The organism is Streptomyces sp. NPDC054956, from assembly GCF_053609185.1.
The window spans coordinates 1-12,371 of sequence record NZ_JBSGXB010000165.1; the positions used below are offsets into that span (position 1 = coordinate 1).

The 12,371-nt window shown below is 72.7% G+C and carries 13 protein-coding genes; 3 read left to right on the forward strand and 10 right to left on the reverse strand.

Going from position 1 to position 12,371, the window contains the following annotated elements; translation table 11 throughout:
• Window positions 1-27 precede the first annotated feature (27 nt).
• From ACWGDE_RS23815 to ACWGDE_RS23825, 3 genes are read right to left on the reverse strand one after another with little or no spacing between them, the layout of a single operon-like run.
• Window positions 28-627: an HD domain-containing protein gene (locus ACWGDE_RS23815; protein ID WP_453391033.1), complete on the reverse strand. Its 600-nt coding sequence runs from the start codon at window positions 625-627 to the stop codon at window positions 28-30.
• 6 nt (window positions 628-633) lie between these two features.
• Window positions 634-1,941, reverse strand: a complete 1,308-nt coding sequence (gene codA / locus ACWGDE_RS23820) for a cytosine deaminase (RefSeq protein ID WP_453391034.1) — start codon at window positions 1,939-1,941, stop codon at window positions 634-636.
• A gap of 25 nt (window positions 1,942-1,966) precedes the next feature.
• The gene (locus tag ACWGDE_RS23825; RefSeq protein WP_453391035.1) at window positions 1,967-2,134 is read right to left on the reverse strand and encodes a hypothetical protein; all 168 of its coding nucleotides are present in this window, start codon (window positions 2,132-2,134) and stop codon (window positions 1,967-1,969) included.
• A 103-nt stretch (window positions 2,135-2,237) separates the two neighbouring features.
• Between ACWGDE_RS23825 and ACWGDE_RS23830 the strand changes: the two genes are divergently transcribed.
• Both ACWGDE_RS23830 and ACWGDE_RS23835 read left to right on the forward strand, forming a co-directional pair.
• The gene (locus ACWGDE_RS23830) at window positions 2,238-4,094 is read left to right on the forward strand and encodes a prolyl oligopeptidase family serine peptidase (protein ID WP_453391036.1); all 1,857 of its coding nucleotides are present in this window, start codon (window positions 2,238-2,240) and stop codon (window positions 4,092-4,094) included.
• A 43-nt stretch (window positions 4,095-4,137) separates the two neighbouring features.
• Window positions 4,138-4,941 carry an SURF1 family protein gene (locus ACWGDE_RS23835; protein WP_453391037.1) on the forward strand — a complete coding sequence of 268 codons (804 nt, stop codon included), beginning with the start codon at window positions 4,138-4,140 and terminating at the stop codon, window positions 4,939-4,941.
• Here ACWGDE_RS23835 and ACWGDE_RS23840 read toward each other — a convergent pair.
• The 7 genes from ACWGDE_RS23840 to ACWGDE_RS23870 form a co-directional block, all read right to left on the reverse strand.
• Window positions 4,910-6,238, reverse strand: a complete 1,329-nt coding sequence (locus ACWGDE_RS23840) for a hypothetical protein (protein ID WP_453391038.1) — start codon at window positions 6,236-6,238, stop codon at window positions 4,910-4,912. The two genes, ACWGDE_RS23835 and ACWGDE_RS23840, sit on opposite strands and share 32 nt — an antisense overlap.
• Window positions 6,235-6,963, reverse strand: coding sequence for a SigE family RNA polymerase sigma factor (locus ACWGDE_RS23845; protein ID WP_453391039.1), 729 nt, complete (start codon window positions 6,961-6,963; stop codon window positions 6,235-6,237). The genes ACWGDE_RS23840 and ACWGDE_RS23845 overlap by 4 nt, the downstream gene beginning before the upstream one ends.
• Window positions 6,964-7,121: 158 nt before the next feature.
• A complete protein-coding gene (locus ACWGDE_RS23850; RefSeq protein ID WP_453391040.1) occupies window positions 7,122-8,216 on the reverse strand; it encodes an aspartate-semialdehyde dehydrogenase in 1,095 nt (364 codons plus the stop codon).
• Window positions 8,213-9,487 carry an aspartate kinase gene (locus ACWGDE_RS23855; RefSeq protein ID WP_385330909.1) on the reverse strand — a complete coding sequence of 425 codons (1,275 nt, stop codon included), beginning with the start codon at window positions 9,485-9,487 and terminating at the stop codon, window positions 8,213-8,215. Before ACWGDE_RS23855 ends, ACWGDE_RS23850 begins: the two co-directional genes overlap by 4 nt.
• Before the next feature lie 148 nt (window positions 9,488-9,635).
• Window positions 9,636-10,283, reverse strand: coding sequence for a DUF5063 domain-containing protein (locus tag ACWGDE_RS23860; protein WP_453391041.1), 648 nt, complete (start codon window positions 10,281-10,283; stop codon window positions 9,636-9,638).
• Entirely contained in the window at window positions 10,276-10,875 is a 600-nt protein-coding gene (gene recR, locus ACWGDE_RS23865) for a recombination mediator RecR (RefSeq protein WP_453391042.1), read from the reverse strand. Before recR ends, ACWGDE_RS23860 begins: the two co-directional genes overlap by 8 nt.
• Window positions 10,876-10,940: 65 nt before the next feature.
• Window positions 10,941-11,285: a YbaB/EbfC family nucleoid-associated protein gene (locus ACWGDE_RS23870; RefSeq protein WP_112450812.1), complete on the reverse strand. Its 345-nt coding sequence runs from the start codon at window positions 11,283-11,285 to the stop codon at window positions 10,941-10,943.
• Window positions 11,286-11,561: 276 nt separating this feature from the next.
• Here ACWGDE_RS23870 and ACWGDE_RS23875 point away from each other — a divergent pair, with 276 nt between their 5' ends.
• A complete protein-coding gene (locus tag ACWGDE_RS23875) occupies window positions 11,562-12,287 on the forward strand; it encodes an SLATT domain-containing protein (protein ID WP_453391043.1) in 726 nt (241 codons plus the stop codon).
• Window positions 12,288-12,371: the final 84 nt, after the last annotated feature.

Consider the following 12,371-nt stretch of genomic DNA (forward strand, 5'->3'; position numbering starts at 1 on the left):
GGCCCGGCCTGATCGGCAAGACACCCCCTAGCCCCGCCGGTCCAGCGGGTTCGCCGCGATCCGGGCCTGCGCGCCGCTCGCCACGTAAGCCGCCGCCGCGCACTGCGGCTTGCGCGCCGCCTGGTCCGCGACCAGCGCGAAGAAGGCCTCGCCGAAGCCGAGGCGCGGGTGCTCCGCGAGGAGCGCGGCCGTGAAGACCGGGTCGGCGTCGCCGACGCCGGTTCCGGAGACGTCCGCGGTCGTGCCGATCTGGAGCAGGTGGCTCTCCACGTCCTCGGCGGCCGTGACGTCCTCCCGCATGTGCTGCACGATGATCCGCTCGGCGCGCGCCCGGCGCTCCGCCGGCCAGCCCAGACCCGCCGTCAGGACCCGGGCGACGTGCCCGCCAGCCTCCTCGAAGGGCAGCGTGTGGCTGTCGAAGGGCGGGGTCAGCCCGAGGTCGTGCACCAGCGCGCTGACGTAGAAGAGCTCCCGGTCGTGACGGAGCCCGTGCCGGTCCGCGTACTCGACCCCGAAGGCGTACGAACGGACGGAGTGGTTGAGCAGCGCCGCGTCCGTGTACTCGGTCGCGATCTCCAGCGCGGCCCGGGCCGACGGCGTGTCAAGAGTCCATGTCACAAGGGTCATGGGAGGTCAGCGTAGGCGTCGGGTGAAGTCCACCTCGGACGGGCCCGTCTCCCCCGGCCAGGCCATCAGCCGGGCCGGAGCCGCCGGGGTCTCCGCGAGGACGGTGCCGCGCGAGACGACGTAACGGGGGCGGACCTGGCGGCGGACCGCCTCGGTGGGCGACTCGGCCGGCAGCAGGACGAACGAGGCGGGCGCCCCCTCGGCGATGCCGTACTCCGCCCCGGACAGGCCGAGGACGCGCGCCGCGCGCTCGGTGACCATCTCGAAGGCCACCGGGATCTCCTCGGCCCCCGTGAGCTGGGCGGCGTAGATCCCGACGAGGGCGGTCTGCAGCGGGTTCCCGGTGCCGAGCGCGTTCCAGGGGTCCATCACGTCGTCGTGGCCGAAGGCCACGTTCACGCCCGCCGCCAGCATCTCCTTGACCTGGGTGAGACCGCGCCGCTTCGGGTAGGCGTCGAACCGGCCCTGGAGGTTGAGGTTGGCGAAGGGGTTGGAGACGAGGTTGATCCCGGAACGCGACAGCAGCCGCTGGAGTTTGAAGCTGTAGGCGCCGCCGTAGGAACCCATGGCCGTCGTGTGCGAGGCGGTGGCGCGTTCGCGCAGCCCCGAGCGCAGCGCGAGCGCGGCCAGCACCTCCACGAAACGCGACTGCTCGTCGTCGATCTCGTCGCAGTGCGCGTCGATCCGCAGTCCGCGCTCCTCGGCGAGCGCGAAGGCGATCGACAGCGAGGCCACCCCGTCCTCCCGGGTGTCCTCGAAGTGCGGGATCGCACCGACCACGTCGGCCCCGCGCCGGACCGCCTCCCGCAGCAGCGCCTCGCCGTCGGGGAAGGAGACGATGCCCTCCTGCGGGAAGGCGACGATCTGCAGGGTCATGACGTCCCGGACCCGGTCGCGCACCTCCAGCAGCGCGTCGAGCGCGGTCAGCGCCGGGTCGGTGACGTCGCAGTGGGTACGGACGTGCAGGACGCCCTGCGCCGCCTGCCAGCGCAGCACCTCGGTGGCCCGCGCGATCGCGTCCTCGCGGGTCAGGGTCCGCTTGCGCTCGCTCCAGCAGGCGATGCCCTCCCAGAGGGTCCCGGAGGCGTTCGGGCGCGGCTCGCCCGCCGTCAGGGCCGTGTCGAGGTGGATGTGCGGCTCGACGAAGGGCGCGCTGAGCAGACCGCCGTGGGCCTCGATCAGCACGCCCGTCGCCGGTGGTTCCTTCTGGTCGTCGTACGGGATCACGCGCGCGATCCGGCCGTCCTCCGCGACCTCGACGTCGTGCAGGCCTTCGCTGTGGAGCAGCCGGGCACCCCGGACGATCATCCGCATGGCGCCAGCCTACGTACGCGGCGCGTCAGCCGCGCTTGGCCTGGGCCTTCTGCTGCATGCCGCGCGTCTTCGCGGAGAGCGACTGCACGTCTCTGACGGCGGCCTTCGCGCGTGCCTCGGCCGCCGTGTTCTTCGCCTGCGCACGCTCGGAATCCTGGTGGACGTGGTGCCCCGTACGGGCCTTCTTCGCCATGACCGCTGCTCCTCGTGACGGGAACGGGCAGAACTTCGTACGCAGACCACCTTGCGCCCGTTCGGCGCAGTCGGCATCTCGGGCGATCGGGTTACATGGGGGCATGACTGACGCCACCGCCGACGCCACCGCAGACACCGCGGCCGACACCACCGCCGACACCGGGGCCGACGCCCTCGCCGCCGTGCCCGACTGGGAGAAGCGCTTCCGGGCCCCGCGGGTGGGGCTGCCCGACTGGGCCGAGGACGCGCCCGACCGCTCGCTCTTCGTCTCCAACGCGACCGGGACCTACGAGCTCTACGCCTGGGACCGCGCCACCGGCACGCAGCGCCAGGCCACGGACCGGCCCAACGGGACCACCGACGGCACCCTCTCCCCCGACGGCGAGTGGATCTGGTGGTTCTCCGACACCGACGGCGACGAGTTCGGCACCTGGGTCCGCCAGCCCTTCGCGGGCGGCCCCGACGAGCCGGCCGCCCCCGGGCTGGAGCCCTCGTACCCGGCCGGCCTGGCCATCGGGCGCGACGGGACGACCGTCGTCGGGCGCTCCACCGACGAGGACGGGAGCACCATCCACGTCGTACGGACCGACGGCTCGGCACCGGCCGTCGTCTACCGGCACCGCGAGTCGGCCGGGGTCGGCGACCTGTCCCGCGACGGGACCCTGCTGGCCGTCGAGCACACCGAGCACGGCGACGCGATGCACTCCTCGCTGCGCGTGATCACCCTCGACGGGAAGACCGTCGCCGAACTGGACGACACCGCGGGCGGGACGCTCGAGCTGGGCCTCACGGTCCTCGGCTTCGCCCCCGTCGCGGGCGACACCCGGCTGCTGATCGGCCACCAGCGGCGCGGCCGCTGGGAGCCGATGGTGTGGGACGTGACCGCGGGCACCGAGGAGGAGCTCGACATCGACCTGCCGGGCGACGTCGGCGCCGAGTGGTACCCCGACGGGTCCGCGCTGCTGATCGAGCACGGCTTCGAGGCGCGCAGCGAACTCTTCCGCTACGACCTGGCCGCGCGCGAGCTGGTGCGGCTGGACACGCCGCCGGGGACGGTGTCCGGCGCGACGGCGCGGCCCGACGGCTCGGTGGAGTACCAGTGGTCCTCGGCGGCCGAGCCCTCCTCCGTACGGTCCACCGCGGGCGGGGTCGTCCTCGACCCTCCGGGTTTCCGGCCGCCGGGCTCCGTGCCGGTCGAGGACGTGTGGGTCGAGGGCCCGGGCGGCCGGATCCACGCCCTGGCGCAGCGCCCCGCGGGCCACGGCGACGGCCCGTTCCCGACGGTCTTCGAGATCCACGGCGGACCCACCTGGCACGACAGCGACGCCTTCGCGGCGACCCCGGCGGCCTGGCTGGACCACGGCTTCGCGGTGGTCCGGGTCAACTACCGCGGCTCCACCGGCTACGGCCGCGAGTGGACCGACGCCCTCAAGCACCGGGTCGGCCTGATCGAGCTGGAGGACATCGACGCGGTCCGCGAGTGGGCGGTGGCCTCCGGCCTCGCCGACCCGGCGCGCCTGGTCCTGTCGGGCGGCTCCTGGGGCGGCTACCTGACGCTGCTCGGCCTCGGCAGGTCGCCCGAGGCCTGGGCCGTGGGGCTGGCCGCCGTACCGGTCGCGGACTACGTGACGGCCTACCACGACGAGATGGAGGCGCTGAAGTCCCTGGACCGCACCCTCTTCGGCGGCACGCCGGAGGAGGTCCCGGAGCGCTTCGAGGTGTCCTCGCCGCTGACGTACGTGGACGCGGTGAAGGCGCCCGTGCACATCGCGGCCGGCGTCAACGACCCGCGCTGCCCGATCAAGCAGATCGAGAACTACGTGGACCGGCTGGCGGCCCGCGGGGCGGAGCACGAGGTCTACCGGTACGACGCCGGGCACGGCTCGCTCGTCGTGGAGGAGCGGATCAAGCAGGTCCGGATGGAGCTGGACTTCGCGCTGAAGCACCTGCCGCGGTAGCCCCGGCACCGGCGGACCGGTGCACCCCCCGTACGGTGGTGGGGTGCACCGGTTTCTCCTGACCCCGCGCTGGTGGGGGATCAACGTCTTCGTCGCGCTCGGCGTTCCCTTCTGCCTGTTCATGGGGACCTGGCAGCTCGGCCGGTTCGAGGACCGCGTCGACAGCCACAAGGAGGCCGCCGGCGCACGCCCCGCCGAGCAGGCGGCCGCGCCGCTGGACTCGCTGCTCCCGGTGGACAAGAAGACCTCGGGCCGGCTCGCCTCGGTCTCCGGGGAGTACGCCGACCAGCTGCTCGTCCCGGAACGGCGGCTCGACGGAAAGACCGGCTTCTACGTCCTGACCCTGCTCAAGACCGACACCGGCAAGGCCGTCCCCGTGGTGCGGGGCTGGCTGCCGGGCGCCGCGGACGCGGGCCGGGCTCCGGCCGCCCCCACCGGGCGGGTCGAGGTGACGGGCGTGCTCCAGGCCTCGGAGAACTCCAGCACCAAGGGCGTCTACTCCTCGGGCGGCCTGCCGTCCGGGCAGCTCGGAGTCATCGGAGCGGCCTCGCTCGTCAACATCGTGCCGTACGGCCTGTACGACGCCTGGCTGACCGTGCAGACCCCGGCGGACGGGCTGACGCCCGTCCCCGCACGGGCTCCGGTCAACACCGGGCTCGACCTCAAGGCCTTCCAGAACCTCGGCTACACCGGCGAGTGGTTCGTCTTCGCCGCGTTCGTGCTCTTCATGTGGTTCCGGCTCTACCGGCGCGAGGTGGAGACCCTGCGCGACGAGGCCGCGGGACTCCTGCCGGAGCCCGCGAAGGCCGCCGCCGTCACGGCTTCGGCTGCTCCGCCAGCGGAATGACACCCGTCCGGTAGACCGTCCCGCCGCACGCGTCCGGGATGGTCGTCCGCGTCGTCGGGGCGCCCGGCAGCGGCGTGCTCGGCGTGTGGGACACCGCCACGCCGGTCGGCTCCGGCGACGGGGGAGCCGCCTGGGACTGCGCGCCCGCGTCCGCGGACTGCGCGGAGCCGCCCTGCGGGGGCTTGGAGCCCCCGGATCCGCCCGTGCCGGTACAACCCTGCTGCGGCGGCACCCAGGCGAACCGGACCTCGTACGCCGCGCTCGGCGCGAGCAGCATCAGCGGGGCCTCCGCCGACGGGTCGGGCAGCCCGGTCGCCGGATCGCCCGCGGTGTGGCCGACCACGGCCACCCCGGAGCCGCCCTGACCCGGGGCGGGACCGCCCGCCGGGGCCGCGGTCACCGTGTCCGGGCCCAGGACGGTACAGCCCCGCCCCGAGACGTTGGTGACCTTGAAACTGCCGTAGACCTTGCCGTCGGCCTCCGGGGGCCGCGCGCTGCCCGACACCCCGAGCTGGTCCGCACTGCAGCCGGGCACGCCCGGAGCCGCCGGCGGAGGCAGCAGAACGGTTCCTGCTACGGAGCCGCCCGGCAGGGTTCCGGTGCCGCCCGTCGCCTTGGCGTTCGGCCCGACCGGGGGCAGGCCGTTGCCGGACGGGGCCGGCGCGGCACCGGAGGCACCGCCCGCGCCCTGGCCCGTACCGGCGGCGGGCTTGGAGGGCTTCGGTTCGACGCCGTTGCCGTTCTGGTGGGGGTCGGAGACCCCGTTCTTCTTGTTCGCGCCCTGCTGGCCGTGGCCCGCCATCGTGGAGTGGTCGGTGGAGTCGCCCTGGCCGCCCGTCATGCGCAGGGCGGCCGGGACCGCGGTGCCCACGAGCAGCGCGGCCGCCGCCGCGGCGACCATGGCCTGCCGCTTGCGGGTCCGGCGCAGCGGAACGGCGTGCCGCAGCCGCTCCAGCGCGTCGCGCGAGGGTTCGAGTCCCCCGACGGCGCCGCGCAGCAGCTCCCGGATCGCGTCCTCGTCGCCGCCGGACCGCAGGGCGGCGGACAGCCCGCCCGCGGGCTGCGTGCCCTCGGACGGCGTGCCCTGGGACGGCGTGTGCTCGGGCTGCGCGCCGGCCGGCTTCGTACCGGCGGGGTTCAGCCCGCCGCCGCCCGCACCGCGCATCAGCTCGCGCAGCGCCGCCTGGCCCTCGCCGGCGGACCCGCGCGTCAGCCCGTGCAGGCCGCCTTCGCCGGAGGCTCCGTCCCGCAGGCTCCGCAGTGCCTGTTCCTCGCTCACCTTGCGGTCCTCGTTCATGACTGCGCCGCCTCCATCGCCACACGCAGCGCGGCAATGCCCCGCGATCCGTACGCCTTGACCGAACCGAGCGATATGCCGAGCGTCTCGGCGACCTGGACTTCCGTCATGTCCGCGAAGTAGCGCAGCACGAGGACCTCGCGCTGACGGCGCTGCAGACCGCGCATCGACTTGATGAGATCGTCCCGTTCCAGCAGGTCGTAGGCGCCTTCCTCGGCGCTCGCCATGTCCGGCATCGGCTTCGACAGCAGCTTGAGGCCGAGGATGCGGCGGCGCAGGGCGGAGCGCGAGAGGTTGACGACGGTCTGGCGCAGGTAGGCCAGCGTCTTCTCCCGGTCGCGGACCCGGCTGCGGGCCGAGTGGACCCGGATGAAGGCCTCCTGGACCACGTCCTCGCAGGAGGCGGTGTCGTCGAGGAGGAGCGCGGCGAGGCCGAGGAGCGAGCGGTAGTGGGCCTGGTAGGTCTCGGTGAGGTGGTCGACGGTGGTGCCCGCCACCACATCGGCCGTCCCGGTGCTCGCCGTGGCCTCCGCGCTATCGCGGGGCCCGGGCACGAGGCCGCCCAGGGTCGGTACGCCGGAGGGAAGGGCCGGGGCCGCGGGCGTCGCGGCCGGCGGGACGGGAACGATCACCTGGAATCCGCCGTGCGTACGGGAACGCAGGCGCGACGGGATGGTCCCGGTACGCACCGATATGACGGGGAAGTCCAGCAATGCTTCTGCCACGCCAGTTGGACACGCGTCCCCCCATCAGGGTTGTACGCGCGAGGCAGACTCATCGGCGTGGTTCCCATTGCCCTCATGCGTAGCCGCTCTCCCCGCCGGTCCCGTCGTACGACGGCGGCCGTCGGGCCATCACCTTGATCAAGGGATCACCGATGATCCTACAAAGCGAAAGAGCCGAACTCACCCGCGACGAGCTCCGCGGTGCGCGTGGCGTTCAACGCGGCGCCCTGGCGGAGATTGTCCGCGCACACGAAGAACTCCAGGGAAGCCGGGTCGTCGAGCGAGCGCCGCAGCCGTCCCACCCAGGCCGGATCCGTTCCCGCGGCGTCCGACGGGGTCGGGAACTCCCCCGTCTCCGGGTCGTCCACGACGACCACCCCGGGGGCGGCCTCCAGGACCTCCCGGGCGCGCACCGCGTCGACGGCGGCCGCGAAGCGGGCCCGTACAGTCAGCGAGTGCCCGGTCAGTACGGGCACCTGTACGCAGGTCACCGAGACCGGCAGCTCCGCCAGGTCCAGGATCCGCCGCGTCTGCGCCCGTACGGCCAGCTCGTGCGAGGACCAGCCGTCCTCGCGCAGCTCACCGGACCAGGGGACGACGTTGAGCGCGAGCGGGGCCGCGAAGGGACCGGTGTCCTCGCCCACGGCACGGCGCACGTCCCCGGGCTGCTCCCCCAGGGAGGTTCCGGCGACCAGCGACAGCTGACGGCGCAGCACCTCGGAGCCGGCCCGCCCGGCCGCGCTCGCGGCCTGGTACGAGGAGACGGCCAGCTCGGCCAGCCCGTACTCGGCGTGCAGCGCGCCCAGTGCCGCGATCATCGCGGCGGTCACGCAGTCGGGCCCCGCGACGATCCCGCGCGGCCGGACCCTGGCCGCGTGCCCGTTCACCTCGGGCACCACGAGCGGCACCTCGGGGTCTTCGCGGAAAGCCGCGGACTGGTCCACCACGACGGCACCGCGCGCGGTGACGGCGGGAGCCCACCGGGCCGAGACCTCGGCCGGGGTCAGGAAGAGCGCGATGTCCCCCCGCCCGAAGCCGTCGAAGGCGTCTTCGGTGAGGGCCAGCACCTCGGTCTCCTCGGCGCGGACGGCCAGCCGGCGGCCGGCCGAGCGCGAGGAGGCGATCAGGCGTATGTCGCCCCAGACGTCCGCCCGCTGGGACAGGATCCGGAGCACGACGGAGCCGACCGCTCCGGTCGCCCCGACCACGGCGAGTGCCGGAGCCGGGGTCGACCGGGCGCCGCCCGCGTTCAACGGCCTGTGCCTCCATAGACGACGGCTTCGTCGCTGTCGGAGTCGAGGCCGAAGGCCGTGTGCACGGCGCGGACGGCCTCGTTGACGTCGTCCTGGCGGGTCACGACCGAGATGCGGATCTCGGAGGTGGAGATCAGCTCGATGTTGACGCCCGCGTCGGACAGCGCCTGGAAGAACGAGGCGGTGACGCCCGGGTTCGTCTTCATGCCCGCGCCGACCAGGGAGATCTTGCCGATCTGGTCGTCGTAGCGCAGGGACTCGAAGCCGATGGTGGCCTTCGCCTTCTCCAGGGCGTCGATGGCCTTGTGACCCTCGGCCTTGGGGAGCGTGAAGGAGATGTCCGTCAGGCCCGTGGAGGCGGCGGACACGTTCTGCACGATCATGTCGATGTTGATCTCGGCGTCCGCGATGGCACGGAAGATCGCCGCGGCCTCGCCCGGCTTGTCCGGGACGCCGACGACCGTGATCTTGGCTTCGGAGACGTCGTGAGCGACTCCGGAGATGATGGCGTGCTCCACCTGCGCGTCCCCTTGCGGATTCTCGTTGCTGACCCAGGTGCCCGGCAGTCCCGAGAAGGACGAGCGGACGTGGATCGGGATGTTGTAGCGGCGCGCGTACTCGACGCAGCGGTGCAGCAGCACCTTGGAACCGGAGGCCGCGAGTTCCAGCATGTCCTCGGAGGAGATCCAGTCGATCTTCTTCGCCTTCTTCACGACGCGGGGGTCCGCGGTGAAGACGCCGTCGACGTCGGTGTAGATCTCGCAGACCTCGGCGTCCAGCGCCGCGGCGAGCGCGACGGCGGTCGTGTCCGAGCCGCCGCGGCCCAGGGTGGTGATGTCCTTGGAGTCCGCGGACACTCCCTGGAAACCGGCGACGATGGCGATGTTGCCCTCGTCCAGCGCGGTGCGGATACGGCCCGGCGTGACATCGATGATGCGCGCTTTGTTGTGGACCGAGTCGGTGATGACGCCTGCCTGGCTACCGGTGAACGACTGGGCCTCGTGGCCCAGGTTTTTGATCGCCATGGCCAGCAGGGCCATGGAGATCCGCTCTCCGGCGGTCAGCAGCATGTCGAATTCGCGTCCGGCAGGCATCGGGGACACCTGTTCCGCGAGATCGATCAGCTCGTCCGTCGTGTCGCCCATCGCGGAAACCACGACGACCACCTGGTGGCCGTTCTTCTTGGCATCCACGATCCGCTTGGCAACACGCTTGATGCCCTCGGCATCGGCTACGGAGGAGCCTCCGTACTTCTGCACGACAAGGCCCACGTGCGCTCCTCGCTCAGTCCGTCTCATTGCTGGTGCAGTCTAACGAGCGCCCGGGATCCGACCGCCTCGTACCACATCATGAGACGAAAGGATCAAAGAATGGGTTGCCCCGCCGGTGAGCTCATTTCCGGCGGTCACTTCCGGCCGGTCACTTCCGGCCGAGACCGCCGAGCTCCTGCGCCATGACCTGCCCTGCCTGCTCCGCGAGGTCGTCCTCGGCCAGGTCCTCGTCCGTGTCCAGCCCGTCCAGGGCCTCCAGCGGCTGGTCCAGCCGTACGTGCGCCACGAGCGACTGCAGGGCGCGCAGCGTGGCGGAGGCCGTCGGGCCCCAGTTGGTGAAGTACGAGAACTGCCACCACCACAGGGCTTCGGTGACCCGGCCCGCCTGGTAGTGGATGAGCCCGTGCCGCAGGTCGGCCACCACGTCGGCGAGGTCGTCGGAGATCCGGTGCGCGACCGGGGCCTTGCGCGGCTCGTAGGGGTCGAAGACCTCGGAGTAGACGTCGACCGGCTCCAGCATGAGGGCGAACCGCTCGCGCAGGTCGTCCACGTCCGGCTCCGGACCCAGGTCGGGCTCGTAGCGCTCGTCGGGCAGGACGTCCTGGTACGCGCCCAGCCGGCCGCCCGCCAGCAGCAGCTGGGACACCTCCAGGAGGAGGAAGGGCACCGCGCTGTCCGGGTCCTCGCCCTTGGCCACCTCGGTGACCGCGACGATGAAGGACTCGATCTGGTCCGAGATCTGGACGGCGAAATCGTCCGGATCCTGCCCCAGGGCGTGCAGCGTTGCGTCAGACATCGAGAAGTCGCCTTCCTTCAAAGGCCCGCCCGAGCGTGACCTCGTCCGCGTACTCCAGATCTCCCCCGACGGGGAGCCCGCTGGCCAGGCGGGTGACCTTCAGGCCCATGGGCTTGATCATGCGGGCGAGGTAGGTGGCGGTCGCCTCGCCCTCCAGGTTCGGGTCGGTCGCCAGGATCAGCTCGGTGACCTCTCCGTCCGCGAGCCGCGCCAGCAGCTCCCGGATGCGCAGGTCGTCCGGGCCGACGCCCTCGATCGGGCTGATCGCGCCGCCGAGGACGTGGTACCGGCCCCGGAACTCGCGGGTCCGCTCGATCGCGACGACGTCCTTCGACTCCTCGACCACACAGATGACCGACAGGTCGCGGCGCGGGTCGCGGCAGATGTTGCACCGCTCCTCCTGCGCCACGTTCCCGCACACCGCGCAGAACCGGACCTTGTCCTTGACCTCCAGCAGCGCGTGCGCGAGGCGGCGGACGTCGGTGGGCTCGGCCTGCAGGATGTGGAAGGCGATCCGCTGCGCGCTCTTGGGCCCGACGCCGGGCAGCCTGCCCAGTTCGTCGATCAGGTCCTGGACCACGCCTTCGTACAACGGACTGCCTGCTTTCGCTTCGGTGGAGAGAAGTGGGGAGCGGTGGGGGTGGGAAGGTGCCGGGGCTAGAAGGGGAGGCCGGGGATGCCGCTGCCGCCGCCCAGGCCCTGCGCCAGCGGGCCCAGCTTCTGCTGCTGCAGCGCCTGCGCATTCTCGTTGGCCGCCTGGACCGCCGCGACCACCAGGTCCGCGAGCGTCTCCGTGTCCTCGGGGTCCACTGCCTTCGGGTCGATCACCAGCGCGCGCAGTTCACCGGAACCGGTGACGGTCGCCTTCACCAGACCGCCGCCGGCCTGGCCCTCGACCTCGGCCTGGGCCAGCTCTTCCTGGGCCACGGCGAGGTCCTGCTGCATCTTCTGGGCCTGCTGGAGCAGCTGCTGCATGTTGGGCTGACCACCACCGGGAATCACAGGTCACTCACTCCGTAGCTTCGTCGCGTCGGCCCGGGCATCGGACCGCTCGGTCAAATCCGAGCCTACGTGCTCCCCGGGCGCCGCGCCCTACGCCGTGAGGACCAACTCTTTCGAGTGAGAGACGAGGCGTACGCGTACCTGCTGGGGCCCTCCTTGCGGGCGGAAATCCCGGGAATCGTCGCCCATCGCGCACCATTCGAAGGTAGGAAGAGCATGCGCACCATTGCGCACACGCGCACCACCACACGTCAGCGCAGGCAGAGGGAGTGCCGGGTGAGTCAGCCGGATATGCAGCCCGAGGGGCCACCCCGGGATCCCGCAGAGGACGGCGACCTTACCGGGCGGCCGTTCCCTCTCGGGGACTGGGGCGAGCCCGCCGAGCGGCTCGACGAGCTCTACCGGCGGGTCGAGGCCGACGCGCTGCGCACCGCCGAGTGGTACCTGTCCGACCGGGCGTGGAAGCGCCGGGGGGCCCGCGTCCTGCGGGCCGGGGCGGCCGTGGGCGCGGTCACGGGCGCCGCGATGCCGCTGCTGGAGCTGACCGGCTCGGCGCCCGGCGCGGCCTCGTACGGCTACCTCTCGCTCCTCCTGGCCGCGGCCTGCCTGGCCTGCGACCGGTTCTTCGGGCTGACCTCGGGCTGGATGCGGGACGTGGCGACCGCGCAGGCCGTGCAGCGGCGCCTGCAGACCCTGCAGTTCGACTGGGCCTCGGAGAACGTGCGCGAGGTCCTGGGCCCGACGGAGGGCACGGCGAGCGAGGCGGCGGAACGATGTCTCACCGTCCTGCGCCGCTTCTCGGAGGACGTGACGGAGCTGGTCCGCTCGGAGACCGCGGAGTGGATGGTCGAGTTCAGCTCGGGCCCCGCGCCGCTGGTGATGCAGTCCCTGGGCGCGAACGGAGCCCGCTCGGACGCGTACGTCCCCCCGGCCCGCTTCCCGCTCCCCCCGGGCACCCGCCCGAACATGCCCCGCCAAAGACCCCCGGAACAGCCCCGCTGACCACGGGCCCGCACCCGGCCCCGCCAAACCCGGCCCCGCCGGGGTTTGAGGCGATCCTCCAGCCCCGCCGGCGTTTGAGGAGCG

Bases quoted from the DNA above. Each gene is read 5' to 3' on its own strand.
- ACWGDE_RS23815 (WP_453391033.1), bottom strand. From the start codon at position 627: ATGACCCTTGTGACATGGACTCTTGACACGCCGTCGGCCCGGGCCGCG.
- codA (WP_453391034.1), bottom strand. From the start codon at position 1,941: ATGCGGATGATCGTCCGGGGTGCCCGGCTGCTCCACAGCGAAGGCCTG.
- ACWGDE_RS23825 (WP_453391035.1), bottom strand. From the start codon at position 2,134: ATGGCGAAGAAGGCCCGTACGGGGCACCACGTCCACCAGGATTCCGAG.
- ACWGDE_RS23830 (WP_453391036.1), top strand. From the start codon at position 2,238: ATGACTGACGCCACCGCCGACGCCACCGCAGACACCGCGGCCGACACC.
- ACWGDE_RS23840 (WP_453391038.1), bottom strand. From the start codon at position 6,238: ATGAACGAGGACCGCAAGGTGAGCGAGGAACAGGCACTGCGGAGCCTG.
- ACWGDE_RS23860 (WP_453391041.1), bottom strand. From the start codon at position 10,283: ATGTCTGACGCAACGCTGCACGCCCTGGGGCAGGATCCGGACGATTTC.